Raw genomic sequence first — 21,902 nt, forward strand, 5'->3', positions numbered from 1 at the left:
CTACGTCGGCCGTCAGCGGGCCGTGGCAGGATCCGGGGCGTGGACCTGACCTCGCTGACCCCGCTCGAGGGCGGCTGGTCGGGGGAGACCTTCCTCGGAGAGGTGGCCGGCGAGCGCAGCGTGGTCCGGATCTACGCCGACCCGGGTGACCGGGGCGACGCCGCCGCCGAGATCGACGCAGCCGTCCTGCGGCTGGTGCGGGGGCTGCTCCCCGTGCCCGAGGTGCTCGAGGTACGCCGGCCCGACCACGCCGCCGGGGCGCCCGGCCTGCTGGTCACGTCGTTCCTCCCCGGCGTGCGCGGTGACCTGCTGCTGCCGACCCTCGACGAGGACGGCCTGGCCCGCGCCGGGGCCTCGCTGGGGACCCTGGTGGCGACCCTCGGCGGGATGCCGATGCTCGAGACGGGCACCTTCGTCGACGGCTCGCTCCGGCTCGAGCCCTTCCCGTTGGCCGACGACCTCCCGGCCTACGTCGAGGAGAAGCAGGGGGCGCTCGCCCTGGACCCCGACGACTCGGCCCGGCTCGACCGTGTCGCCGTGGACGCCCAGGCGCTCCTCGACACCGTCACCCGTCGCTGCCTGGTGCACAGCGACGTCAACCCCAAGAACCTGCTGCTCGACCCCGACACGCTCGAGGTCACCGGCCTGCTCGACTGGGAGTTCGCCCACGCCGGCCACCCCGCCCACGACCTGGGCAACCTGCTGCGCTTCGACCGCGAGCCGGTCTTCGTCGAGGCCGTCCTCACGGCGTACGTCGATCGGCTCGGCGGCGAGCCGGACGCGACCCTGGAGCTGGCCCGCGCCGCCGACCTGTTCGCCCTCGTGGAGCTCGCCTCGCGCCGTCGTGACAACCCCGTCGCCCACCACGCCTTCGAACGGGTCCGGGCGATCGCGCGGAGCGGCGACCCCGCCGCCACCTGACGGCGGGTGCCCGGTTGGACGCCGCCGCGCGCAGCGGCGTAGTCTTGGACACTGCGCCAGCAGTCTGCCCGGGGTCCCACCGGAGTGGATGAGTGGCTCGCTATCACTGTCGCGGTCCCGCGACGATCTCGACCGGTAGTGAAACGGACTCCTGCGCGCGCGCCCGACGACTTCTGACCACCAAGGAATCACTTCCCTTATGACGAGCAGCACCTTCACTCTTCCGGAGACCGACGCGCCCCAGGTGGCGGTCAACGACATCGGTTCGGAAGAGGACTTCCTCGCCGCGATCGACGCGACCATCAAGTACTTCAACGACGGTGACATCGTGGATGGCACCATCGTCAAGGTCGACCGGGACGAGGTCCTGCTCGACATCGGCTACAAGACCGAGGGCGTGATCCCGAGCCGCGAGCTCTCGATCAAGCACGACGTCGACCCCAACGAGGTCGTCGAGGTCGGTGACAAGGTCGAGGCCCTGGTCCTCCAGAAGGAGGACAAGGAAGGCCGCCTGATCCTGTCCAAGAAGCGCGCCCAGTACGAGCGCGCCTGGGGCACCATCGAGCAGGTCAAGGAGGAGGACGGCGTCGTCGAGGGCACCGTCATCGAGGTCGTCAAGGGCGGCCTGATCCTCGACATCGGCCTGCGCGGCTTCCTGCCCGCCTCCCTCGTCGAGATGCGTCGCGTCCGCGACCTGCAGCCGTACGTCGGCCAGACCCTCGAGGCCAAGATCATCGAGCTCGACAAGAACCGCAACAACGTGGTCCTGTCGCGCCGTGCCTGGCTCGAGCAGACCCAGTCCGAGGTCCGCCACGGCTTCCTGACCCAGCTCCAGAAGGGCCAGATCCGCAAGGGCGTCGTCTCCTCGATCGTCAACTTCGGTGCGTTCGTCGACCTCGGCGGCGTCGACGGCCTGGTCCACGTCTCCGAGCTGTCCTGGAAGCACATCGACCACCCGTCCGAGGTGGTCACCGTCGGTGACGAGGTCACCGTCGAGGTGCTCGACGTCGACATGGACCGCGAGCGCGTCTCGCTGTCGCTCAAGGCGACCCAGGAAGACCCGTGGCAGCACTTCGCCCGGACCCACCAGATCGGCCAGATCGTGCCGGGCAAGGTCACCAAGCTGGTGCCCTTCGGCTCGTTCGTCCGCGTCGAGGAGGGCATCGAGGGCCTGGTGCACATCTCCGAGCTGGCCGAGCGCCACGTGGAGATCCCCGAGCAGGTCGTCCAGGTCAACGACGACGTCATGGTCAAGATCATCGACATCGACCTCGAGCGTCGCCGGATCTCGCTCTCGCTCAAGCAGGCCAACGAGACGGCCGCCGCGAGCGACGTGGAGGAGTTCGACCCGACCCTCTACGGCATGACCGCGACCTACGACGAGCAGGGCAACTACGTCTACCCCGAGGGCTTCGACCCCGAGACGGGCGAGTGGCTCGAGGGCTTCGACGAGCAGCGCGCGGTCTGGGAGGACCAGTACGCCAAGGCGCACGCCCGCTGGGAGGCCCACGTCAAGCAGCAGGCCGAGGCCGCCAAGGCGGAGGTCGAGGCCGGCGAGGCCACGTCGTACTCCTCCGGTGGTACCGACGAGGCCGCGGCCGAGGGTGGCGACACCGGCGGTTCGCTGGCGAGCGACGAGGCGCTGCAGGCGCTCCGCGAGAAGCTCACCGGCGGCAGCAACTGACGCGCACCTGAGCAACGCAGGACGGCCCGCCCGGGATCACCCGGGCGGGCCGTTCCGCGTCCCGGGCATCATGGTTCGGGGGACCCTGGCTGTCGCCCGAGACCAGCAGCTCGCGTGTGCTCACCCGGACGACGAAACGGCCCGCCCGGGTCGTCCGGGCGGGCCGTTCGGCGGCTCCGGGTCTGGCCCGGAGGGGGAGTCAGGCGGCATGCGAGGCGGGCGGCATGAAGCGCTCGTCCTCGACGTGGGAACGGGGCGGACCCTGCGCGGCAGGGCCGTCGTGGAAGGCCTCGCGGAGGCTCTCGGCGAGCACGGCGATGACGGCCAGCGTGACGATGATGATGAGTGCGATGTCCATGGCAGATAGTCTGCTACCGACGACATCCCGCCACCAGTGGCAGAAATGACAGCCTCCATTGATTTTCTGCCAAGCATGCGTCAGGCTGGGTCCATGGAGAAGGTGGCGGTCGTGGTGCAGGACGGCGCCGAGCCGTTCGGGCTGGGTGCGATGTGCGAGGTGTGGGCCGAGCCCTACCACCCCGAGGACGACAACCCGGTCTTCGACTTCGTGGTCGCCACCCCTCGACCAGGGCGGGTCCGCGGCGCGAGCGGCTACGACCTCCACGTCGACCACGACCTCACGGCCGCCGCCGACGCCGACCTGGTGTGCGTCACCCCGAAGCGCGACTACCTCGCGCCCTCCCCGGAGGTCGTCGAGCTGGTCCGCGCCGCCCACGACCGTGGGGCCCACGTCTTCGCCCACTGCACCGCCGCCTTCGTGCTCGGCGAGGCCGGCCTGCTCGACGGCCGGCGCTGCACCACCCACTGGCGCCACGTCGAGGAGCTGCGCGAGCGCCACCCCGAGGCGCTGGTCGACCCCGACGTGCTCTACGTCCAGGACGGCTCGATCGTCACCGGGGCGGGGTCGGCGGCAGGCCTGGACGCCGCCCTGCACCTGATGCGCCAGCAGTTCGGCGCGCGTACGGCAGCCGCGGCTGCGCGACGGATGGTCGTACCGCCCCATCGCGACGGCGGTCAGGCCCAGTTCATCGCCCGGGCGGTGCCGGACTGCGACGCCGAGACGCTCGGCCCGCTGCTGACGTGGATGAACGAGAACCTCGCCGAGGACCTCAGCGTCGACACGCTGGCGCGTCGCTCCCACCTGTCCTCGCGCACCTTCGCCCGCCGGTTCCGCGAGGAGACCGGGACCACCCCGCACGCGTGGGTGACCCGGCAGCGGCTGCAGGGCGCCGAGGAGCTGCTCGAGCTCACCGACCACTCGGTCGACTGGATCGCCGCGGAGGTCGGCTTCGGCAACGCCGCCGCGCTGCGCCACCACTTCACCCGCGCCCGCGGCGTCTCCCCGCAGCAGTACCGCCGCACCTTCGCGGGCGTGCGGAGCGCCTGAGCGACGTGGGGACCTGGCTCGACTGGCTCTTCGGAGCCGTCGCCGGCCTCATCGCAGCCTGGCTGCTCCTGCTGGCAGCCCTGTGGCGGGCGAGACCCGACGAGCTCACGGCAGCGGAGGCGCTCCGACTCGTGCCCGACGTCGTGCGGCTGCTGGGTCGGCTGGCCCGCGATCCCGACCTCGGGTGGGGTCTGCGGCTGTGGCTGCTCGGCCTGCTGGCCTACCTCGCGATGCCGATCGACCTCGTCCCGGACGTGATCCCCGTGATCGGGTACGCCGACGACGCGGTCGTCGTCGTGCTCGCCCTGCGGGCGGTGGCGAGGCGAGCCGGACCGGAGGCGCTGCGACGCCACTGGCCCGGCTCGGCGGACGGACTCGCGGCCGTGGGTCAGCTGACGGGCGTCCGGGTCGGCTGAGTCGGCACGACCGCGCTCGCAGGTGCTGCGGCGGGGCCCGAGCGGCGGGCGGCCAGCATCCGGCGCAGCACCGTGGGTCGGAACAGCGCCGAGGGCGGGTCGAGGAACCCGATGACCCGGACGAACTGCCGCGCGACCACCGGGTCGTGCTCGGCGACCGCGAGCACCCGGTCCACCCAGGCGTTGACCGCGCGGACCTCCAACGAGCGTTCGCCCTCGACCTCGGGGAGCGCCAGGTCGGACCCCACCGAGAGCTTCCAGGCGACGTCCACCGGGGCGGCCGCCGCCTTGAAGAAGCGGCGCGCGAGTCGGTCGTCGCCCTCGGCGAGGGCGGCGTCCAGGGCGAGCACCTCCTCGGCGGCGACGGTCATGCCCTGGCCGTAGATCGGGTTGAAGCTGCACAGCGCGTCCCCCAGGACCAGCAGCCCCTCCGGGAACCGGCGCAGCTTCTCGTAACGGCGCCGACGGCTGGCCGGGAAGCGGTGGACGCTGACCTCGCCCAGCGGCTCGGCGTCGACCAGCGCGTCGATCACCTCCGGCGGCGCCACCTCGCGGGCGGCGGCGAGCATGCTGGCCGGGTCGGGTCGCGGGTGGTTGCCGGCGTACCCCATGACGGTGAAGATCCAGGTGTCGTCCTCGTAGGCGAACAGGCCCATGCCCGTCAGCCGGCCGGGCTCCGGTCCGACGAGCACCAGCTCGCGCTCGAGCGCGCCGGGACGCAGCCGTACCGGGCGGCTGGTGTAGGTCACGTCGACCGGCACCGTCTCCTCCTCGGGCCGTTCGTAGCCGAGCTTCTCCAACCAGACCGGGGTCCGGCCGGCGCGGCCCATCGCGTCGACGACCAGGTCGGCGCAGATCAGCTCCTGGACGGCGTCCACGGCGTCGCGCGGCATCGCCCGGACGCCGGTGACCCGGTCGCGCTCGGGGGTGCTGACGAGCGCCATCACGTCACGTCCCTCGCGGAGCGTCACGTTGGGCAGCGCCAGCACCCGCCGACGTACCCGCCCCTCGAGGTAGGGCCGGCTGACCTGGACGACCGGCTCCAGGGTGCTCGGCTGCTGCGAGAGCAGCCGGCCGAGCACCCTGAAGTGCAGCCGGTCCAGGTCGTCCAGCACCGGGACGCCCTCGTCCCTCAGCTCCTCGACCAGGCCGGGGAAGAGCTCCCCGACCACCCGGGCCCCCGCCGGGAGGAGGCCGTGGACGTGCCGCCCCTGCGGCACCCCCCGGCGGTTCTCCCCGGTCCCCGGCATCGTGTCCCGTTCCACGATGGTCACCCGGTCGAAGTGGTCGCTGAGCACGCGTGCCGCCAGCACTCCCCCGATGCTGCCCCCCAGCACCACTGCGTGCTCCCTGTTCCCCCGTGCGTCCTGCATGTGTGCTTCCCCCGCTCGTTCACAGACGACCCCCTCGACCGCCTGCTGCAGCGTCGCCCACGCCGTCGCGGCAGTGGTGGAGACGACGTGGAGACCACGCGGAGAGATGTGGAGCCCGATCCGTTGCTCCCGCTGCGACAGGGCGGGGATGATGGCGCCGGGAGAGGGGTCGGTCGAGCTGTACTCGTTCGAGGACTGCGTGCTCGACCCGCGACGGTTCGAGCTGACGCGGGGCGGGGAGGTCGTGCACGTCGAGCGCCAGGTGTTCGACGTGCTGGTCCACCTGCTCAGCCACCGCGACAGGGTGGTCCCCAAGGCCGAGCTGCTCGACGCGGTCTGGGGCGACCGGTTCGTCAGCAACTCCGCGCTCACGAGCCGGCTCAAGGCGGCACGCCGGGCCATCGGCGACGACGGGCACGCCCAGCGTCTCATCGCGACCGTCCACGGCGTCGGCTACCGGTTCGTCGGCGACGTGGTCGACCTGGCCGACGGGGCGGCGGGCGTCCAGGCTGGGTCGGCCCGCCAGCAGCAGGAGATCCGCTACTGCACCTCGCCCGACGGCGTCCGGATCGCCTACGCCGTGTCGGGCTCGGGACCGCCGCTGGTGAAGGCCGCCAACTGGTTGACCCACCTCGACCTGGAGTGGGAGAGCCCGATCTGGGCGCACTGGATCGACGGGCTGTCCGACTCGCACCGGCTGGTGCGCTACGACGAGCGCGGCTGCGGGCTGTCGGACTGGGAGGTCGACGACATCGGGATCGAGGCGTGGGTCGAGGACCTCGAGCTGGTCGTCGACTCGGTGGGCGTCGAACGGTTCCCGCTGATGGGGGTCTCCCAGGGTGGGGCGGTCGCCATCGACTACGCCGTACGCCATCCCGAGCGGGTGAGCCACCTGGTGCTCGTCGGCGCCTACTGCCGCGGGCGGCTGGCTCGCGCCGAGACCGCCGAGGAGCGTGAGGAGGCCGCCCTCGACCTCTCGCTCGGGAGGGTGGCGTGGCGGCGCGACGACGCGTCGTACCGGCAGGTCTTCGCCAGCCAGTTCCTGCCGGACGCCGACCGCTCCCACTGGGACGCCTTCAACGACCTGCAGCGGGCCACCACGTCGACCGAGAACGTGGTCCGGTTCCTCGACACCTTCGCCCACATCGACGTCTCGGAGGTGGCGCCCCTGGTGCAGTGCCCGACCCTGGTCGTCCACTCCCGGCGCGACCACCGGGTGCCGGCGAGCCAGGCGCAGGAGCTCGCGGCGCTGGTGCCCGACAGCCGGCTGGTGCTGCTCGACAGCGCCAACCACGTCCTCACCGCCGACGAGCCCTCCTGGCCGGTGCTGCTGGCCGAGGTCGAGCGCTTCGTGGGCTCCGGGCCCGGCTGAGCGCCGTCGGACGGCACAGGGCTACTGTCCCCGCATGCGCGTGGGACTGACCGGGGGAGTGGCGTCGGGGAAGAGCACCGTGTCAGCGGTGCTGGCGGAGCTCGGGGCGGTCGTCGTCGACGCCGACGTGCTCGCCCGCGAGGTCGTCGCGCCGGGCACCGACGGGCTGGCCGAGGTGGTCGCGGCCTTCGGCTCCTCCGTGCTGGCCGAGGACGGCTCGCTGGACCGACCGGCACTGGGGGCGGTCGTCTTCGGCGACGAGGCCCGTCGGCGGGTGCTCGAGGGGATCATCCACCCGCGGGTCCGCGCCCGGGCCGCCGAGATCGAGGCCGCCGCGCCGGCGGGTTCGGTGGTCGTCCACGACATCCCGCTGCTGACCGAGACCGGTCAGGCAGCCTCCTTCGACGCGGTCGTCGTGGTGGACGTCCCGGTCGAGACGCAGGTCGAGCGGATGGTCTCGCTGCGCGGCATGACCCGGGCCGACGCCGAGGCCCGCGTCGCCGCTCAGGCCACCCGTGAGGAGCGACTCGCGATCGCGACGTACGTCGTCGACAACACCGGTTCGCGCGAGCAGCTGCGGACCCGCGTGGAAGAGGTCTTCGCCGACCTCGCGGGTTAGCGTGGACGGGTGCGACTTCCCCGGACCGGACCTGCCCTGATGCTCGTCTGCGCCCTGGCCGCAGGGTGCTCCGAGCCCGCGTCCGAGACTGCTCCGGAGAGCGGCCCGGCCTCCGAGACGCCGACCGGGGCGACGTCCTCGACGTCCCCCTCCCCGTTGCGCACACCGGAGCCGGCCGACCCAGACCAGCCCACCTCGTGGGGACCCACCGTCGGCGAGCTCGAGCGCGCCGGGCGGCTGGTGGCGGAGATGAGCACGCGCGAGCTGGCGGGCCAGGTGATCGTGGGGCGCTACGACGGCACCGACCCGGCCGCGCCGGCCGCGATGGTCCGCGACCTCCACCTCGCCGGGGTCAGCGTGGCCTCCTCCAACGTCGCCGACGAGGCCCAGGTACGGGCCACCACCGCTGCGGTCTCGCAGGCCCACGCGGCCGACGGCCGCGACTGGCCGGCCGTGATCGGCGTGGACGAGGAGGGTGGCGTCGTCTCGCACCTCGGTGGCGTCGCCACCGAGTTCCCGCCGTTCGCGGCCGCGGGCGCTGCCGTCGCGGGCGGCCGTGCGGGGGAGCAGGTCGTCACCGAGGCCGCACGCGCCACCTCCCTGGAGCTGCGCGACCTGGGCTTCACCTGGGTCTTCGCACCGGTCGCGGACGTCACGATCGGCAGCGCCGACCCCACCATCGGCTCCCGCTCGCCCTCCGGGGACCCGGCCCTCGCGGCCCGCGCGGTCGGCGCGGCGGTCGAGGGCTACGAGCAGGGCGGCCTGGTGTCCACCACCAAGCACTTCCCGGGCCACGGCGGCGTGACCGCCGACAGCCACCTGCGGCTGCCGGTGCTCCGCTCGTCGCTGCCGCAGCTGCGTGGGCGCGACCTGCGGCCGTTCGAGGCGGCCGTCGAGGCGGGCGCCCCGGCAATCATGATGGCCCACCTCGACGTCCGCGCGATGCAGGCCGGGACGCCGTCGAGCCAGGCTCCGAAGGTCTACGACTACCTGCGAGACGAGCTCGGCTTCGAGGGCGTCACCATCACCGACTCGCTCGGGATGGGGGCCGCGCTCAGCGAGGACTTCCCGGCGATCCGGGCGCTCCGGGCCGGGGCCGACCTGTTGCTGATGCCCGTCGACACCGCCACGACCCACCAGCTCGTCGTGGACGCGGTCGAGTCCGGTGACGTTCCCCGGGCGCGGGTCGTGGAGGCGGCCACCCGCGTGGTGGCGCTCCAGCTGTGGCAGCAGCGCGTCGCGGCCGACGTACGCGTGCCGGCGGACGTGGTCGAGCGTGCCGAGCGGGCCGCGGCCGAGCTGGCCGCGGCCGGCTCCTGACCGCTCCTCGACTCCCTGGCGGCTCCAGCCCGCCGACGTTGGACTGCTGGCGCAGCTCCTGCGCTTCCCGGGCGCTGCAACCCCCGGGAAGCGCATGAATCCCCGGCCCCGGAGACGCACCACGGCCCGCGACACGAGGTCGCGGGCCGTGGCTTGGGGAGAGTCTCAGGCAGCCAGGTCGGGGTCGCCCAGGCGACGCAGCCGCTGCAGCGCCTCCCGCTCGAGCTGCCGCACCCGCTCGGCGGAGATGCCGTGCTTGACGCCGATGTCGGCCAGCTTGTGCTGCCGGCCGTCGACCAGCCCGTAGCGCGACCGGATGATGTCGGCGGAGCGGTCGTCGAGCTGTCCGACCAGCGAGTTGAGCCGGTCGCGGGCCTCTACGTCGAGGACCTCGAGGTCGGGGCCCGGGGAGGACTCCTGCGCCATCAGGTCACCCAGCGAGGTGTCGCCGTCCTCGTCGACCGGGGTGTCGAGGCTGACGTGCTCACGACCCCAGGCGAGCAGGTCGAGCACCCGCTCGACGGCCATGCCGAGCTCGCCGGCGATCTCCTCGGGCTCCGGCTCCCGGCCGAGCTGGCGCTCGAGCGTACGCCGGGCGCCGCCGATCTGGTTCAGCTCCTCGACCACGTGCACGGGCAGCCGGACCACCCGGGCCTGCTGGGCGATGCCGCGGGTGATGGCCTGGCGTACCCACCAGGTGGCGTAGGTCGAGAACTTGTAGCCCTTGGCGTAGTCGAACTTCTCGACCGCGCGGATCAGGCCGGTGTTGCCCTCCTGGATCAGGTCGAGCATGGGCATCTGCGCGCGACCGTACTTGCGCGCGATGGACACGACGAGACGCAGGTTGGCGGTGATGAAGGTGTCGATCGCCCGCTGGCCCTCCTCGGCCAGCCACTCGAGCTCCTCACGGCTGGCGCGCATCGGCGCACCGCCCTTGGCCCGGCCGACACGGCCGGTGGCGAGGAGGTGCTCGGCCATCAGGCCGGCCTCGATGGTCTTGGCCAGCTCGACCTCGGTGGCGGCGTCGAGGAGCGGGTTGCGGGCGATCTCGTCGAGGTAGAGGCCGACGCTGTCGCGACCTTCGATCTCGCGCGTGCCGGCGGTGGTGCGTGTCGCCATGGTGGAGCCGCCTTCCTGTCTGCGGGACGACGTCACCGACGCCGCCTCACCTGTGCCAACGAATCCCGTGCCGGGCTGATTCCCTGGACGTGATTCGGTGTCCTTGCCCCAAACGACGGGTGGGCACGCGCAGAAGTTGCGGATCAGGCGGAATCTCAGGGACTTCTCAGGGCCCCCTCGACGACCGGGGCCGATTCCGGGCTGGTCAGCGGGCCGCCCGCAGGCTCCGCGAGGCCCATCCGGTCGAGGATCCAGGCCAAGGTGAAGGCGCGGTCGTGCCAGGACTTGTAGCGCCCGGAGACCCCGCCGTGACCGGCCGACATCTCGGTCCGCAGGAGGAAGTCGCGCCTGCCGACGGCCGTGGCCCGCAGCCGTGCGATCCACTTCGCGGGCTCGACGTAGAGGACCCGGGTGTCGTGGAAGGACGTCTCGGCGAGGATCGGCGGGTAGTCGAGGGCCGCGACGTTGTCGTACGGCGCGTAGCCGGCGATGTAGTCGTAGGCCTCCGGATCGGCCTCCGGGTTGCCCCACTCGTCGTACTCGGTGACGGTGAGCGGCAGCGTCGAGTCGAGCATCGAGGTCAGGTTGTCAACGAACGGCACGCCCGCGACGATCCCCGCGAAGGTCTCGGGCGCCCGGTTGGCGATTGCGCCCATCAGCAGCCCGCCCGCGCTGCCACCCTCCGCGACCAGACGATCGGCCGTGGTCCAGCCGGTGTCGACGAGGTGGCGGGCACAGGCGACGAAGTCGTCGAAGGTGTTCTGCTTGCGGAGCAGCTTGCCGTCGTCGTACCAGCGGCGGCCCATCTCGCCTCCGCCCCGCACGTGGGCGATCGCGAACCCGGCGCCGCGGTCGAGCAGCGAGAGCCGTGCGATCGAGAAGTAGGGGTCCATCGAGGCCTCGTAGGAGCCGTAGCCGTAGAGCAGCACCGGGATCGGCCCGTCCGCCAGCGCGCCGCGACGGCAGACGAAGGAGATCGGGACCTGCTCGCCGTCGCCGGCGGTGGCCCAGAGCCGGTGCTCCTCGTAGTCGGCGGGGGAGTAGCCGCCCAGCACCGGGGTGCGGCGCAGCAGGGTGAGCGTCCGGGCCGCGACGTCGAAGTCGTAGACGGAGGCGGGGATCGTCATCGAGGTGTAGCCCAGCCGCACCACGGGAGCGTGGAAGTCGGGGTTGCCCGACGAGCCGACCGTGTAGATCTCCTCGTCGAACTCGACGAGGAAGTCCTCGCCGACGCCCGCGTCGTCCAGCGTCAGGATCCGCAGCTGGGTCAGCCCCTCGCTGCGCTGGTGGACGACCAGGTGGCCGGCGAAGGCGTCCACGTCCTCGAGGCGGCAGGCGGCGTCGTGGGCGATCAGCGGCCGCCACTGGTCGGGCTCGGTGGGCGCGACAGGTGCGATCCCGAGCGCGAAGTCGGGTCCGGTGTGGTTGTGGAGCACCAGCAGCACGTCCTCGCCGCCGATCCGGGCGTGCTCGACGCCGTACTCCAGGCCCTCGCGGCGCTCGGTGAAGACCCACAGGCCCTGCTCGGGCCGCTCCAGGTCGAGCAGCCGGACCTCGGTCGTGGTCTTGGAGCCGGAGACGACCTGCAGGAAGCGGTCGCTGCGGGTCCGACCGATGCCGACCCAGAACCGCCCGTCGGTCTCGTGGTGGACGAGCTCGTCGTCGGCCTGGGCCGTGCCGAGCCGGTGTCGCCAGATCTTGTCGGGCCGCCACGTCTCGTCGACGGTGGAGTAGAAGAACTCCTCACCGGAGGGGGACCAGGTGGCGCCGCCGAGCACACCGACGATCTCGTCGGGCAGCAGCTCGCCGCTGGCGAGGTCCTTGACCCGGACGGTGTAGCGCTCGTCGCCGGTCGTGTCGGTGCTGTAGGCGAGCAGCCGGCCGTCGGTGCTGACCGAGGAGCCGCCCAGGGAGAAGAACTCGTGGCCCTCGGCCAGTGCGTCGAGGTCGAGCATCACCTCCTCGCCGGGCAGGGCGGGCTGGTCGGGCGCGCAGTCCTCGGCGGGGCGTGGCGGGGTCCAGTCGGCCTCGTCGACCACCGGGACGCGGCAGCTGGCGCCGTACTCGCGACCCTCGAAGGAGCGGCCGTAGTACCAGTAGCCGCGGCGGCGGGTGGGCACCGAGAGGTCGGTCTCCAGGGTGCGCGCCTTCACCTCGTCGAAGATCGCCTGGCGGAGCCCGGCCAGGTGCGCGGTCGCCTCGCGGGTGTGGTCGTTCTCCGCGGTGAGGTACGCCGTCACGGCCGGGTCGTCCTTGGCCCGGAGCCAGTCGTACTCGTCGACGCGGGTCCGGCCGTGGTGGGTCGTCGTGAGCGGGCGGCGCTCGGCTACGGGTGCGTCCATGAGGGGAACGCTAGCGCGGGCCTCCCTCCACAGAAGACCCGCCGAACTGTGGACGAGGAGGCCCAGCCTGTGGACGTCGGGGCCGGGTCTGTGGAGGGCCCTGTGGGACCGCGGGAATGTGCTGCGAAACCCTTGCGCGGGCGCCTGGCAGCCCGTAGACATCTCCCTACCGGCCACCGCTTGCGGGGGTCGGGGATCGGATCGGAAGGACGACCTGCACGGCGACTTGTTCGCCGCGTCGGCCCGGTGACGGGGGCGGCGGGGTCGGAGGACCGGTTCGGTGGACCGGGCGTCACGACACCGGTCAAGCCGAGGGGCTCTTGATGCTCATACCACCAAGAGCCCCTCACCCTATTTCGCGACCATCCTGACCGGGCGACCCTGCGGCGGGCAAGCCCGCCGCCGAGGTCGTCACCCGTCGTTCACCTCCTCGTCGGGCAGCCAGGCGGCGAGGTCCGGATCGGTCACGTCGAAGGAGCGCACCGGTCCCGCGGGCGTCTCGGCGGTCTCGAAGCGCACCGTCACCACCCCGCGCCCGGAGCCCCAGACCCAGCCCCGTCCGAGGTCGGCGTGCACCACGTCCATGCCAGGCGCCCAGGCCGAGCGTCGGCTGCTCGGCACCTCGACCTCCGGCTCGGGGTCCTCGTCGTCCTCCTCGGTGCCGAACAGGTCCTCCTGCACCCAGTCGGCCAGCCCCGAGACGCCGACGCCGAGCAGGCGTACGCCGTCGGAGGTGTCGAGCTCGGCCAGCAGCGTGCGGGCGACGCGGCCGATGGTCGGGGCGTGGTCGGTGGGGGACCCGAGCGTGGCCGAGCGGTTGAGCGTCGTGAAGTCGTGGAGCCGCACCTTGATGGTGACCGTCCGTCCGGAGAGGCCGTGCTTGCGGAGCCGCTCGGCCACCTGGCCCGCCTGGCGCGTGAGCAGCCCCGCCAGCAGCCGGGGGTCGGTGAGGTCGGTGTCGTAGGTGCCCTCGACCGAGACCGACTTGGTCTCGCGCTCCGGCTCGACCGCGCGGTCGTCGCGGGCGCGGGCCAGGGCGTGCAGGCCGCCGCCGTGGGCGCGGCCCAGGAGCCGGACCAGCTCGTCGAGGGTCACCGACTCGAGGTCGGCGACGGTGTGGATCCCGGCGCGGCGCAGCCGCTCGGCCGTGGCGGGGCCGACGCCGGGGATGATCGTGACGTGCATCGGGCGCAGCAGCTGCTGTTCGCCCCCGGGCGGGACGACCACCAGTCCGTCGGGCTTGTCGAGGTCGCTGGCCACCTTGGCGATGAACTTGCTCGTGCCGATCCCCACCGAGGCGGTGAGGCCGCCGGTGACCTCGTGCACCCGGGCGCGCAGCCGCTCACCCACCGCACGCACGGTCTCGACCTCGAGGTCGGGCAGGTCCGCGGCGGCGAGGTCGACGAACGCCTCGTCCAGCGAGAGCGGCTCGACCAGGGGCGAGACCTCGCGCAGCGCGGCCATCACGGCACGGCTGGTCGCGTGGTAGGCGTGGAAGCGACCGGTCAGGAACGCCGCGTGGGGGCAGCGGGAGCGCGCCTCGCGGGTCGACATGGCCGAACGCACGCCGTAGGTCCGGGCCTCGTAGGAGGCCGTCGAGACGACGCCCCGGCCCCCGACGCCCCCGACGACGACCGGCTTGCCGCGCAGCGAGGGCTTGTCGCGCTGCTCGACGGCGGCGAAGAAGGCGTCGAGGTCGAGGTGGAGCACCGACGCGACCTGCCGCATGGGCGCAACCTACCCGTCACCGCCCCCACGTCCGCGCGGTCGGGGCGGGCCACGAAGTGTCCACAGCCCACCACCCGTGTCGGGTTGTCCACAGCCCGCCCGGCGATCCGGCCTCCGTGTCGTCCCGGGCCGGGACCGTGGCTCCATGACCACGACCCTCACCGCCCGCTCTCCCGAGGACCTCCTCGCCGTCGTCCCCTTCGTGCTCGGCTTCGAGCCGGCAGACTCGATCGTGATGCTGACCCTCGGGGCCGCCCACGCCTTCCATGCCCGCGTCGACCTGCCTGACGACCCGCGAGACGTCGCGGAGGTGCTGGCGGTGCTGCTCGAGCCGGCGGTGCGCCACGGGGCGGAGGCGGCGGTGTTCCTGCTCTACACCGGCGACGACGCCCTGGCGCGTGAGGTCGTCGCCCGGCTGGAGCAGCGCGGGAGGGCGGCGCCCCGGCTCGTCGAGGCGCTGCGCGTCGACGGGGGCCGCTGGTTCTCCCTGCGGGGTTGCCCTCCCGGTGCCGCCGGTGGGGTGCCCTACGACCTGTCCGGCCACGCGTTCGTCGCCGGCGCGGTCCTGGAGGGCCGGGTGCTCCACCGCTCACGGGCGGCGCTGGCGGCCACCCTCCGGCCGGACCCGGTCGCCGTCGCGGAGGTCGAGGCGGCACGCACCGGTCGTCCGGGGTCCGCGGCGTGGGTGGAGCAGCTGCTCGACCGCCGGGTGGGCCGGGACGACCCGCTCCCGGCGCGGGAGGCCGCCCGGCTGCTCGAGGCGATCGCGGACCCGTCGGTGCGCGACGTGGCATGGGGACGGGTGCGTCGAGGGTCGGCCCGCGACGACGTACGCCTGTGGGAGGCGCTGGTCCGCTGCGCGCCCGAGGAGCTGGTGCCCCACGCGGCGGCCGTGCTCGCGTTCGCGGCGTGGATCGCCGGTGACGGGGCCCTCGCGTGGTGCGCCGTCGACCGGGCCCGCGAGGCCGACCCGGGCCACTCGCTGGCGGCCCTGGTCGCCGACGTCCTGACCGCTGCCATCTCCCCGGCGCAGTGGGAGGACGCGTGCCGCCGCCAACGGTCCGTCCCCTGAGACTCTCGCCCCGGGCTGGATCCACCCCTAGGGTTCGAGCCATGGGTGAAGAGGTCGAGGCACAGGAGTTCTCGCGGGCCGACCGCACGCGGCACCGCGAGAAGGTACGCCGGTGCCTCGACGTGTTCGCACGGATGCTGCGCGACGCCCGCTTCGACACCGACGACCCGATGGTCGGCCTCGAGGTCGAGCTCAACCTGGTCGACGACCGCGGCGACCCCGCGCTCAAGAACACGGCCGCCCTCGAGGCGATCGCCGACCCCGACTTCGTCACCGAGCTCGGTCAGTTCAACCTCGAGATCAACGTGCCTCCCGCCAAGCTCCGCGAGGGCGGCCTCACGACCTTCGAGGACACGCTGCGCCGGAGTCTCAACGATGCAGAGCAGAAGTCCTCCGAGGTCGACGCCCACATGGTGATGATCGGCATCCTGCCGACCCTCGCCGAGGGCCACCTGGGGCTCGACAGCATCACGCCGAACCCGCGTTACCGACTGCTCAGCGAGCAGATCATGGACGCCCGCGGCGAGGACATCTCGATCAGCATCACCGGCCCGGAGCGGCTGGCCACCACGGCCGACTCGATCGTCCCCGAGGCCGCCTGCACCAGCATGCAGATCCACGTCCAGACCTCACCCGAGCAGTTCGCGGCCTACTGGAACGCCTCGCAGGCCTTCGCCGGCATCCAGGTGGCGCTCGGCGCCAACGCGCCGTACCTCCTCGGCAAGGAGCTGTGGCGCGAGACCCGGATCCCGCTCTTCGAGCAGGCCACCGACACCCGTAGCGAGGAGCTGAAGGCGCAGGGGGTCCGGCCTCGGGTGTGGTTCGGCGAGCGATGGATCAACTCCGTCTTCGACCTCTTCGAGGAGAACGTCCGCTACTACCCCGCGCTGCTGCCCATCACCGAGGACGAGGACCCGCTCGAGGTGCTCGAGACCGGGGGAGTCCCGCAGCTGCACGAGCTGCGTCTCCACAACGGCACGATCTACCGCTGGAACCGGCCGGTCTACGACATCGCCGACGGGGTGCCCCACCTGCGGGTCGAGAACCGCTGCCTGGGCTCCGGCCCCACGGTGGCCGACATGATGGCCAACGCGGCGTTCTACTTCGGCCTGGTGCGCGCCCTGGCCGAGGACGAGCGGCCGCTGTGGTCCCAGATGTCCTTCTCCGCGGCGGAGGAGAACTTCCACGCGGCGGCCGAGTTCGGCATCGAGACCCAGGTCTACTGGCCCGGGGTGGGGCAGGTGGCCGCGACCGAGCTGGTGCTGCGCAAGCTGCTCCCGATGGCCCGCGCCGGCCTCGCCGCCTGGGGCGTGCCCGAGGCGGAGATCGACCGCTACCTCGGGATCATCGAGGGGCGCTGCCTCAGCGGGGTCAACGGCGCCGAGTGGTTCGCCCGCCGGATGCAGGCACGCAGCGACCTCGACCGCTACGACGCGCTCCGCACGACGCTCGAGGACTACCGCGCCAACATGCACACCAACGAGCCGGTCCACACCTGGGAGTGACCCCGTCGGGCTCAGCGTCGGATCCGCTGCCAGACCCGGCGTACGTCGCTGCGCGGGTCCCACCAGCCGTGGCGGGTGACGACGACGAAGGTGAGGTCCCGACCCGCCTCCGCGTACGCCGCCAGCGCCGCCGACAACCAGGCCGCGTCGGTGTCGTGGAGCTCCAGCTCACCGGGCCGGGTCAGCCACAGCAGGTGCTCTCCGTCGTGGCGCGCCAGCATCGCCGCCACCAGGTCGCACCGCAGGGCGTGGTCGGTGGTCGCGGGATGGGCGGCCACGGACAGGGAGGCGGCTCCCGGGACACCGAGGTGGAGCAGCGGTGCGAACCTGCGGCGCCGCTCGGTCGTCGCGTGGGCACGCACCGCTGCGCGCGCCCTGCGCAGCGTCACGGCGTCGGCCGAGTCCAGGAGCTGGGGCACGACGCCAGCCTGCCCGAGACACTGCCGGGGCGTGTCGGGCGTCCACAGGTGCCGCTGCGCCGTGGTTTTCGGTAGCGTGCCGGAGGTGGGCAGAGTCGCCCATGCGTCGTCAGGAGGAGGAGTCGATGGGGACCGTGGTGGTGGGCTTCGTTCCGAAGCCGGAGGGCGAGGCGGCGCTCGACCGGGCGATCGAGGAGGCGAAGCTGCGCGGTGCCCGCGTCGTGGTGGTCAACTCCCATCGCGGTGGCGGTGAGCTCGACGACGTCGAGTCGGCCCGGGTCGACAAGGACATGGAGTCCGTCAAGGCCAAGCTCGACGCTGCCGGTGTGGAGCACGAGCTCCGCAAGCTGGTGCGCGGTTTCGAGCCGGCCGAGGACCTGATCAGCATCGCCGACGCCGCGGGCGCCGAGCTGATCGTGATCGGGCTGCGCCGCCGCTCGCCGGTCGGCAAGCTGATCCTCGGCAGCAACGCCCAGCGCATCCTGCTGGACGCCAAGTGCCCGGTGCTGGCGGTCAAGGCCGACTCCTGACCTGATCTCTGGCCAACGTCCTGCATGAATCCCCGGCCAGCCGGGGATTCATGCACGTCCCAGCCGTTGCAACGCGTGGGAGGCGTCGGGATCGCGTCGTCCCACGGCGCGACGGAGTCACCGGCAGGCCGATCGGCGCGGTGAGCAGCCCGGGCCTCGATAGCGTGGAGCCGTGCTGCACCTGCTGATCGTCGTGCTGCCACTGGGGCTCGCGGCGGCGGTGAGCCCGGTCATGGTGACCGAGCAGGCGGTGCTGCTCGCCGGTCCACGGGGCCGCCGTACGGCTGCCCTGTACGCGGCCGGCACCGGGACGGTGCTCGCGGGCCTCGTCGGGGCCGTCCTGCTGCTGGGGCGGAGCCTGTCCCTGCCTCGGGCCCCGCAGCTGGACGCCTCGCTCGACCTGCTCATCGGGGGACTCCTCCTGGCACTCGCCGCGGTGCTGGGCGTGTGGCATCCCGGGCGTCGCCGGACGAAGGAGCGCTCACACCGACCGTTGACCCCGGCCGGTGCCTTCGCGTTCGGGGCCTTCTCGATGGCCACCAACGTCACCACGCTGGCCCTGGTCGTCCCGGCGGCGAAGGAGATCGCAGCCAGCCCCCTCGCGGTCTGGGAGCACGTCACGGCAGCGTTGCTGCTCGTCGGCGTCGTCTGCCTGCCGGCCTGGGGCCCGGTGGCCCTCACGTCGGTGGCGCCCGGACCGGCGAGCAGGCTGCTCGCCCGGATGCAGCGCCTGATCGACCGGCACGGGCGCCTCCTCGTCACCTTGCTGATCGTGGCCGCCGGCGGGTTCTTCGTCGTGCGGGGCATCCTCCGCCTCGCCGGGCTGTGACGCGCGGGCGCCGGTCCTGCGGCCACCAGTGGTTGACTCACCGCGTGGACGACGTCCAGCTGCGCCCGGCGACCGGATCGGACGCCGGTGCGATCGCCGGCGTCCACCGGCTGTCACGGGCCTCCTACTACGGGACCGTCCCGAACCCCGACGACGGGCGTGAAGCGTTCTGGGCCCGGTTCCTGTGCGAGTCGGAGCGCTCGACGTACGTCGCGGAGTCCGCCGACGGCGTGGTCGGGTTCGTCACTACGACCCGGGTCAGCGACCCGGTCCCGACCCTGGAGCTGACGTCGCTGTACGTGCACCCGGATCGCGTCGGCCGGGGCATCGGCTCGCGCCTGTACGACGCGTTCGCGGACGACCGTCGTCCCGGTGAGAGGGGCGTCCTGGAGGTGTGGGCCGGCAACCCCCGCGCGATCGCGTTCTACGAGCGGCGTGGCTGGACGGCGACGACACGGACACGTCCGGGACCAGAGCAGCTGCACTACGTGACCCACGAGCTGCGTCCTTGAGAGGATGGCTCCCATGGCCATCCACATCACCGGCGACGACGCCGCCGACCAGGTCCTCACCGAGAGCCCCTTCGCGCTGCTGGTGGGCATGATGCTCGACCAGCAGTACCCGATGGAGCACGCGTTCCGCGGCCCGGCCAAGGTGCTGGACCGGTTCGGGTCCTTCGAGCCGGCGGCGATCGCCGCCGCCGAACCGGAGGCTTTCGCGTCACTGTGCGCGACCCCGCCGGCCATCCACCGCTTCCCGGGCTCCATGGCCGCCCGGATGCAGGAGGTCGCCCGGATCGTCGAGGACACCTACGGCGGCGACGCCGCCCGGATCTGGACCGAGGCGGCCGACGCGAAGGACCTGATGAAGCGGGTCCAGGCGCTGCCGGGGTTCGGGAAGCAGAAGGCGCAGATCTTCGTGACGCTGCTGGCCAAGCAGCTCGGCGTCCGGCCCGAGGGCTGGGAGCAGCAGGTCGGCGCGTACTCCGAGGAGGGCTACCGGTCGGTCGCCGACGTGGTCGACCCGGCCTCGTTGCAGAAGGTCCGCGACCACAAGAAACAGATGAAGGCGGCGGCCAAGGCCGCTCGCTGACCCGCCGGCTTCGAGACGTGACGGGGTGCGTGGCAGAATGAGCACGCGGCTCTTGACTACACCGGGCTTTGCCGCGCCCGTTGGCCCCTGACGAGAGGTGTTCGTGTCCTCGAACGCGCGCAAGTCCATCCCCGCCGAGGTGCTGGCCCACCCCGCCGTGCTGGCTCTCATCGAGCGAGGTCGACCTACCGGAAGCATCACGCCCGAGGACGTCCGGCAGGCCAGTGAGGAGGCGGCCGTCGAGCCGCGCCACCTCAAGGCGCTGCTGGCGCACCTCAGCGGCGAGGGCATCTCCGTGAGCATCCCCGTCGGCGGCCGTGCCGTCGCGGCGACCTCGACGCGCAAGACCACGAGTGCCAGCGCGGCCAAGAAGGCCGCCGCCAAGCCTGCGGCCAAGAAGGCTGCCACCAAGTCCGCCGAGCCCGTCGCCAAGAAGGCTGCGGCCAAGAAGGCTCCTGCCAAGAAGGCCGCCGGCAAGGCGACCGGCGCGGCGGCCGTCGAGACCGTGGTGGTCGGCCCCGACGGCAAGAAGGTGCTGCCCGACCTGCCGGACGAGCAGTTCGAGAAGGACGTCGTCGCGGACCCCACCATCAAGGAGGACGAGAAGGAGGCGTCGTTCGTCGTCTCCGACGCCGACGACTCCGGGGAGCCCGAGCAGCAGGTCACCGTCGCCGGTGCCACCGCCGACCCCGTCAAGGACTACCTCAAGCAGATCGGCAAGGTGCCGCTCCTCAACGCCGAGATGGAGGTCGAGCTCGCCAAGCGGATCGAGGCCGGCCTCTTCAGCGACGAGAAGCTCGCCAAGGGCGGCAAGATCACGCCCAAGGTCCTCGAGGAGCTCGAGTGGATCGCCGAGGACGGTCGCCGCGCCAAGAACCACCTGCTCGAGGCCAACCTCCGGCTCGTGGTCTCGCTGGCCAAGCGCTACACCGGCCGCGGCATGCTCTTCCTCGACCTGATCCAGGAGGGCAACCTCGGTCTGATCCGTGCGGTCGAGAAGTTCGACTACACCAAGGGCTACAAGTTCTCCACGTACGCCACCTGGTGGATCCGGCAGGCGATCACCCGCGCGATGGCCGACCAGGCCCGCACCATCCGGACCCCGGTCCACATGGTCGAGGTCATCAACAAGCTGGCCCGCGTGCAGCGGCAGATGCTGCAGGACCTCGGTCGTGAGCCCACGCCGGAGGAGCTGGCGCTGGAGCTCGACATGACCCCCGAGAAGGTCATCGAGGTCCAGAAGTACGGCCGTGAGCCGATCTCGCTCCACACCCCGCTGGGCGAGGACGGCGACTCCGAGTTCGGCGACCTGATCGAGGACTCCGAGGCGATCGTCCCTGCCGACGCGGTCTCGTTCACGCTGCTCCAGGAGCAGCTGCACGCCGTCCTCGACACGCTCTCCGAGCGCGAGGCAGGTGTGGTGTCGATGCGCTTCGGCCTCACCGACGGCCAGCCCAAGACCCTCGACGAGATCGGCAAGGTCTACGGCGTGACCCGCGAGCGGATCCGCCAGATCGAGTCGAAGACGATGTCGAAGCTGCGTCACCCGAGCCGCTCCCAGGTGCTGCGCGACTACCTCGACTGAGGGCAGGGGTTAGCCCGCGTCACCCCCGGGCTCGTCGCCGAAGACGACCGCTGTGCCCCGTCGGATGTGCTCGGCCATCTCGGCGAGCCAGGCGTCGTCGTCGATCTGGACGTCGCGGCGCGCCAGCTCGCGCTCGAGCGACTCCGCGATGTCGGTGACGCCGTGCTCGCGGTGACGGGTCAGGACGGCGTCCACGGCCGCCTGCACGGCGGCGGTGGGGTCGGAGGGCTGGGGCTGCTCGACGTCGGCCATGGTCCGGACCCTACTGGTGACGAGGCCGGGTCACACGCCCTCGAGGAGCGCGGCCGGCACCCACTCGACCACGACCGCCCAGCCGTCCGCGTCGGTCGCGACGGGGTGGACCACGCGCCCCCACCAGCCGTCCCCCCGCTGCTCCCACGCCAGGAGCAGCCCTGCGACGCGGCCGTGCGTCCCGTCCACCCAGCAGTGCTTGACCAGAGGGGTCGCGGGAGCGGGGGCGGACGGCGTCCCGGACCGGGCGACGCGGTCGGCCACCGAGCCGAGCGGCTCGCGTCGTCGCATCCCTCCCGCCATCCCCGGAGACTAT

The 21,902-nt window shown here is 72.5% G+C and carries 22 protein-coding genes; 14 read left to right on the plus strand and 8 right to left on the minus strand.

Annotated elements, in window-relative coordinates; genetic code table 11:
- Positions 1-39: 39 nt before the first annotated feature.
- The gene (locus EXE57_RS00425) at positions 40-921 is read left to right on the plus strand and encodes a phosphotransferase family protein (protein ID WP_135072977.1); all 882 of its coding nucleotides are present in this window, start codon (positions 40-42) and stop codon (positions 919-921) included.
- Between the two features lie 199 nt (positions 922-1,120).
- Entirely contained in the window at positions 1,121-2,605 is a 1,485-nt protein-coding gene (gene rpsA / locus EXE57_RS00430) for a 30S ribosomal protein S1 (protein ID WP_135072979.1), read from the plus strand.
- Positions 2,606-2,804: 199 nt separating this feature from the next.
- On the opposite strand, the gene EXE57_RS19530 is transcribed toward rpsA, so the two are convergent.
- On the minus strand, positions 2,805-2,963 hold the full coding sequence (locus EXE57_RS19530) for a hypothetical protein (protein WP_167305764.1): 159 nt from the start codon (positions 2,961-2,963) through the stop codon (positions 2,805-2,807).
- A 93-nt stretch (positions 2,964-3,056) separates the two neighbouring features.
- Here EXE57_RS19530 and EXE57_RS00435 point away from each other — a divergent pair, with 93 nt between their 5' ends.
- Together EXE57_RS00435 and EXE57_RS00440 are read left to right on the plus strand one after the other, a co-directional pair.
- A complete protein-coding gene (locus EXE57_RS00435; RefSeq protein WP_135072981.1) occupies positions 3,057-4,013 on the plus strand; it encodes a GlxA family transcriptional regulator in 957 nt (318 codons plus the stop codon).
- A gap of 5 nt (positions 4,014-4,018) precedes the next feature.
- Positions 4,019-4,429 carry a DUF1232 domain-containing protein gene (locus tag EXE57_RS00440; RefSeq protein ID WP_135072983.1) on the plus strand — a complete coding sequence of 137 codons (411 nt, stop codon included), beginning with the start codon at positions 4,019-4,021 and terminating at the stop codon, positions 4,427-4,429.
- On the opposite strand, the gene EXE57_RS00445 is transcribed toward EXE57_RS00440, so the two are convergent.
- Entirely contained in the window at positions 4,402-5,802 is a 1,401-nt protein-coding gene (locus tag EXE57_RS00445; protein WP_208542920.1) for an FAD-dependent oxidoreductase, read from the minus strand. The genes EXE57_RS00440 and EXE57_RS00445 overlap by 28 nt on opposite strands.
- Before the next feature lie 148 nt (positions 5,803-5,950).
- On the opposite strand from EXE57_RS00445, the gene EXE57_RS00450 reads away from it, so the two are divergent.
- The 3 genes from EXE57_RS00450 to EXE57_RS00460 are packed head-to-tail and all read left to right on the plus strand — an operon-like array spanning position 5,951 to position 9,113.
- Complete coding sequence (locus tag EXE57_RS00450; RefSeq protein WP_167305765.1) at positions 5,951-7,174, plus strand: alpha/beta hydrolase; 1,224 nt, start codon at positions 5,951-5,953, stop codon at positions 7,172-7,174.
- A 34-nt stretch (positions 7,175-7,208) separates the two neighbouring features.
- Positions 7,209-7,793: a dephospho-CoA kinase gene (coaE, locus tag EXE57_RS00455; RefSeq protein ID WP_135072985.1), complete on the plus strand. Its 585-nt coding sequence runs from the start codon at positions 7,209-7,211 to the stop codon at positions 7,791-7,793.
- Positions 7,794-7,802: 9 nt separating this feature from the next.
- Complete coding sequence (locus tag EXE57_RS00460) at positions 7,803-9,113, plus strand: glycoside hydrolase family 3 N-terminal domain-containing protein (protein ID WP_244246924.1); 1,311 nt, start codon at positions 7,803-7,805, stop codon at positions 9,111-9,113.
- A 165-nt stretch (positions 9,114-9,278) separates the two neighbouring features.
- Here EXE57_RS00460 and EXE57_RS00465 read toward each other — a convergent pair whose 3' ends face one another.
- The 3 genes from EXE57_RS00465 to EXE57_RS00475 all read right to left on the minus strand — a co-directional run bounded on the left by EXE57_RS00465 (position 9,279) and on the right by EXE57_RS00475 (position 14,302).
- Positions 9,279-10,232, minus strand: a complete 954-nt coding sequence (locus tag EXE57_RS00465; protein ID WP_135072987.1) for a sigma-70 family RNA polymerase sigma factor — start codon at positions 10,230-10,232, stop codon at positions 9,279-9,281.
- 155 nt (positions 10,233-10,387) lie between these two features.
- Entirely contained in the window at positions 10,388-12,574 is a 2,187-nt protein-coding gene (locus tag EXE57_RS00470; protein ID WP_135072989.1) for a S9 family peptidase, read from the minus strand.
- A 411-nt stretch (positions 12,575-12,985) separates the two neighbouring features.
- Positions 12,986-14,302 (minus strand): DNA polymerase IV, encoded by a 1,317-nt coding sequence (locus EXE57_RS00475; protein ID WP_135072991.1) that lies wholly within the window; start codon positions 14,300-14,302, stop codon positions 12,986-12,988.
- A 145-nt stretch (positions 14,303-14,447) separates the two neighbouring features.
- Here EXE57_RS00475 and EXE57_RS00480 point away from each other — a divergent pair, with 145 nt between their 5' ends.
- Entirely contained in the window at positions 14,448-15,374 is a 927-nt protein-coding gene (locus EXE57_RS00480) for a DUF4192 domain-containing protein (protein ID WP_167305766.1), read from the plus strand.
- Between the two features lie 41 nt (positions 15,375-15,415).
- The gene (locus EXE57_RS00485) at positions 15,416-16,879 is read left to right on the plus strand and encodes a glutamate-cysteine ligase family protein (protein WP_135072995.1); all 1,464 of its coding nucleotides are present in this window, start codon (positions 15,416-15,418) and stop codon (positions 16,877-16,879) included.
- Between the two features lie 11 nt (positions 16,880-16,890).
- On the opposite strand, the gene EXE57_RS00490 is transcribed toward EXE57_RS00485, so the two are convergent.
- The gene (locus EXE57_RS00490) at positions 16,891-17,298 is read right to left on the minus strand and encodes a hypothetical protein (RefSeq protein ID WP_244246925.1); all 408 of its coding nucleotides are present in this window, start codon (positions 17,296-17,298) and stop codon (positions 16,891-16,893) included.
- A 125-nt stretch (positions 17,299-17,423) separates the two neighbouring features.
- Here EXE57_RS00490 and EXE57_RS00495 point away from each other — a divergent pair, with 125 nt between their 5' ends.
- The 5 genes from EXE57_RS00495 (at position 17,424) to EXE57_RS00515 (ending at position 21,334) form a co-directional block, all read left to right on the plus strand.
- Positions 17,424-17,828: a universal stress protein gene (locus EXE57_RS00495; protein ID WP_135080453.1), complete on the plus strand. Its 405-nt coding sequence runs from the start codon at positions 17,424-17,426 to the stop codon at positions 17,826-17,828.
- A gap of 172 nt (positions 17,829-18,000) precedes the next feature.
- On the plus strand, positions 18,001-18,657 hold the full coding sequence (locus EXE57_RS00500) for a GAP family protein (RefSeq protein WP_135072997.1): 657 nt from the start codon (positions 18,001-18,003) through the stop codon (positions 18,655-18,657).
- A 44-nt stretch (positions 18,658-18,701) separates the two neighbouring features.
- Positions 18,702-19,169: a GNAT family N-acetyltransferase gene (locus EXE57_RS00505; protein WP_208542921.1), complete on the plus strand. Its 468-nt coding sequence runs from the start codon at positions 18,702-18,704 to the stop codon at positions 19,167-19,169.
- Positions 19,170-19,182: 13 nt separating this feature from the next.
- Positions 19,183-19,749, plus strand: coding sequence for an HhH-GPD-type base excision DNA repair protein (locus EXE57_RS00510; RefSeq protein ID WP_135072999.1), 567 nt, complete (start codon positions 19,183-19,185; stop codon positions 19,747-19,749).
- 97 nt (positions 19,750-19,846) lie between these two features.
- On the plus strand, positions 19,847-21,334 hold the full coding sequence (locus EXE57_RS00515) for an RNA polymerase sigma factor (RefSeq protein WP_135073001.1): 1,488 nt from the start codon (positions 19,847-19,849) through the stop codon (positions 21,332-21,334).
- A 9-nt stretch (positions 21,335-21,343) separates the two neighbouring features.
- Here EXE57_RS00515 and EXE57_RS00520 read toward each other — a convergent pair whose 3' ends face one another.
- Together EXE57_RS00520 and EXE57_RS00525 are read right to left on the minus strand one after the other, a co-directional pair.
- Complete coding sequence (locus EXE57_RS00520; RefSeq protein WP_135073003.1) at positions 21,344-21,586, minus strand: hypothetical protein; 243 nt, start codon at positions 21,584-21,586, stop codon at positions 21,344-21,346.
- A gap of 30 nt (positions 21,587-21,616) precedes the next feature.
- Positions 21,617-21,889: a hypothetical protein gene (locus EXE57_RS00525; RefSeq protein WP_208542923.1), complete on the minus strand. Its 273-nt coding sequence runs from the start codon at positions 21,887-21,889 to the stop codon at positions 21,617-21,619.
- Between the last annotated feature and the right edge of the window lie 13 nt (positions 21,890-21,902).

Origin of the sequence: Nocardioides euryhalodurans, assembly GCF_004564375.1 — a bacterium.
Classification (GTDB): domain Bacteria; phylum Actinomycetota; class Actinomycetes; order Propionibacteriales; family Nocardioidaceae; genus Nocardioides; species Nocardioides euryhalodurans.

Excerpts from the sequence above, each read along its gene's own strand:
- EXE57_RS00510 (WP_135072999.1), top strand. The coding sequence starts at position 19,183 with ATGGCCATCCACATCACCGGCGACGACGCCGCCGACCAGGTCCTCACC.
- EXE57_RS00470 (WP_135072989.1), bottom strand. The coding sequence starts at position 12,574 with ATGGACGCACCCGTAGCCGAGCGCCGCCCGCTCACGACGACCCACCAC.
- EXE57_RS00480 (WP_167305766.1), top strand. The coding sequence starts at position 14,448 with ATGACCACGACCCTCACCGCCCGCTCTCCCGAGGACCTCCTCGCCGTC.
- EXE57_RS00435 (WP_135072981.1), top strand. The coding sequence starts at position 3,057 with ATGGAGAAGGTGGCGGTCGTGGTGCAGGACGGCGCCGAGCCGTTCGGG.
- rpsA (WP_135072979.1), top strand. The coding sequence starts at position 1,121 with ATGACGAGCAGCACCTTCACTCTTCCGGAGACCGACGCGCCCCAGGTG.
- EXE57_RS00485 (WP_135072995.1), top strand. The coding sequence starts at position 15,416 with ATGGGTGAAGAGGTCGAGGCACAGGAGTTCTCGCGGGCCGACCGCACG.
- EXE57_RS00445 (WP_208542920.1), bottom strand. The coding sequence starts at position 5,802 with ATGCAGGACGCACGGGGGAACAGGGAGCACGCAGTGGTGCTGGGGGGC.
- EXE57_RS00495 (WP_135080453.1), top strand. The coding sequence starts at position 17,424 with ATGGGGACCGTGGTGGTGGGCTTCGTTCCGAAGCCGGAGGGCGAGGCG.
- EXE57_RS00475 (WP_135072991.1), bottom strand. The coding sequence starts at position 14,302 with ATGCGGCAGGTCGCGTCGGTGCTCCACCTCGACCTCGACGCCTTCTTC.
- EXE57_RS00465 (WP_135072987.1), bottom strand. The coding sequence starts at position 10,232 with ATGGCGACACGCACCACCGCCGGCACGCGCGAGATCGAAGGTCGCGAC.
- EXE57_RS00525 (WP_208542923.1), bottom strand. The coding sequence starts at position 21,889 with ATGGCGGGAGGGATGCGACGACGCGAGCCGCTCGGCTCGGTGGCCGAC.
- EXE57_RS19530 (WP_167305764.1), bottom strand. The coding sequence starts at position 2,963 with ATGGACATCGCACTCATCATCATCGTCACGCTGGCCGTCATCGCCGTG.
- coaE (WP_135072985.1), top strand. The coding sequence starts at position 7,209 with ATGCGCGTGGGACTGACCGGGGGAGTGGCGTCGGGGAAGAGCACCGTG.
- EXE57_RS00520 (WP_135073003.1), bottom strand. The coding sequence starts at position 21,586 with ATGGCCGACGTCGAGCAGCCCCAGCCCTCCGACCCCACCGCCGCCGTG.
- EXE57_RS00450 (WP_167305765.1), top strand. The coding sequence starts at position 5,951 with ATGATGGCGCCGGGAGAGGGGTCGGTCGAGCTGTACTCGTTCGAGGAC.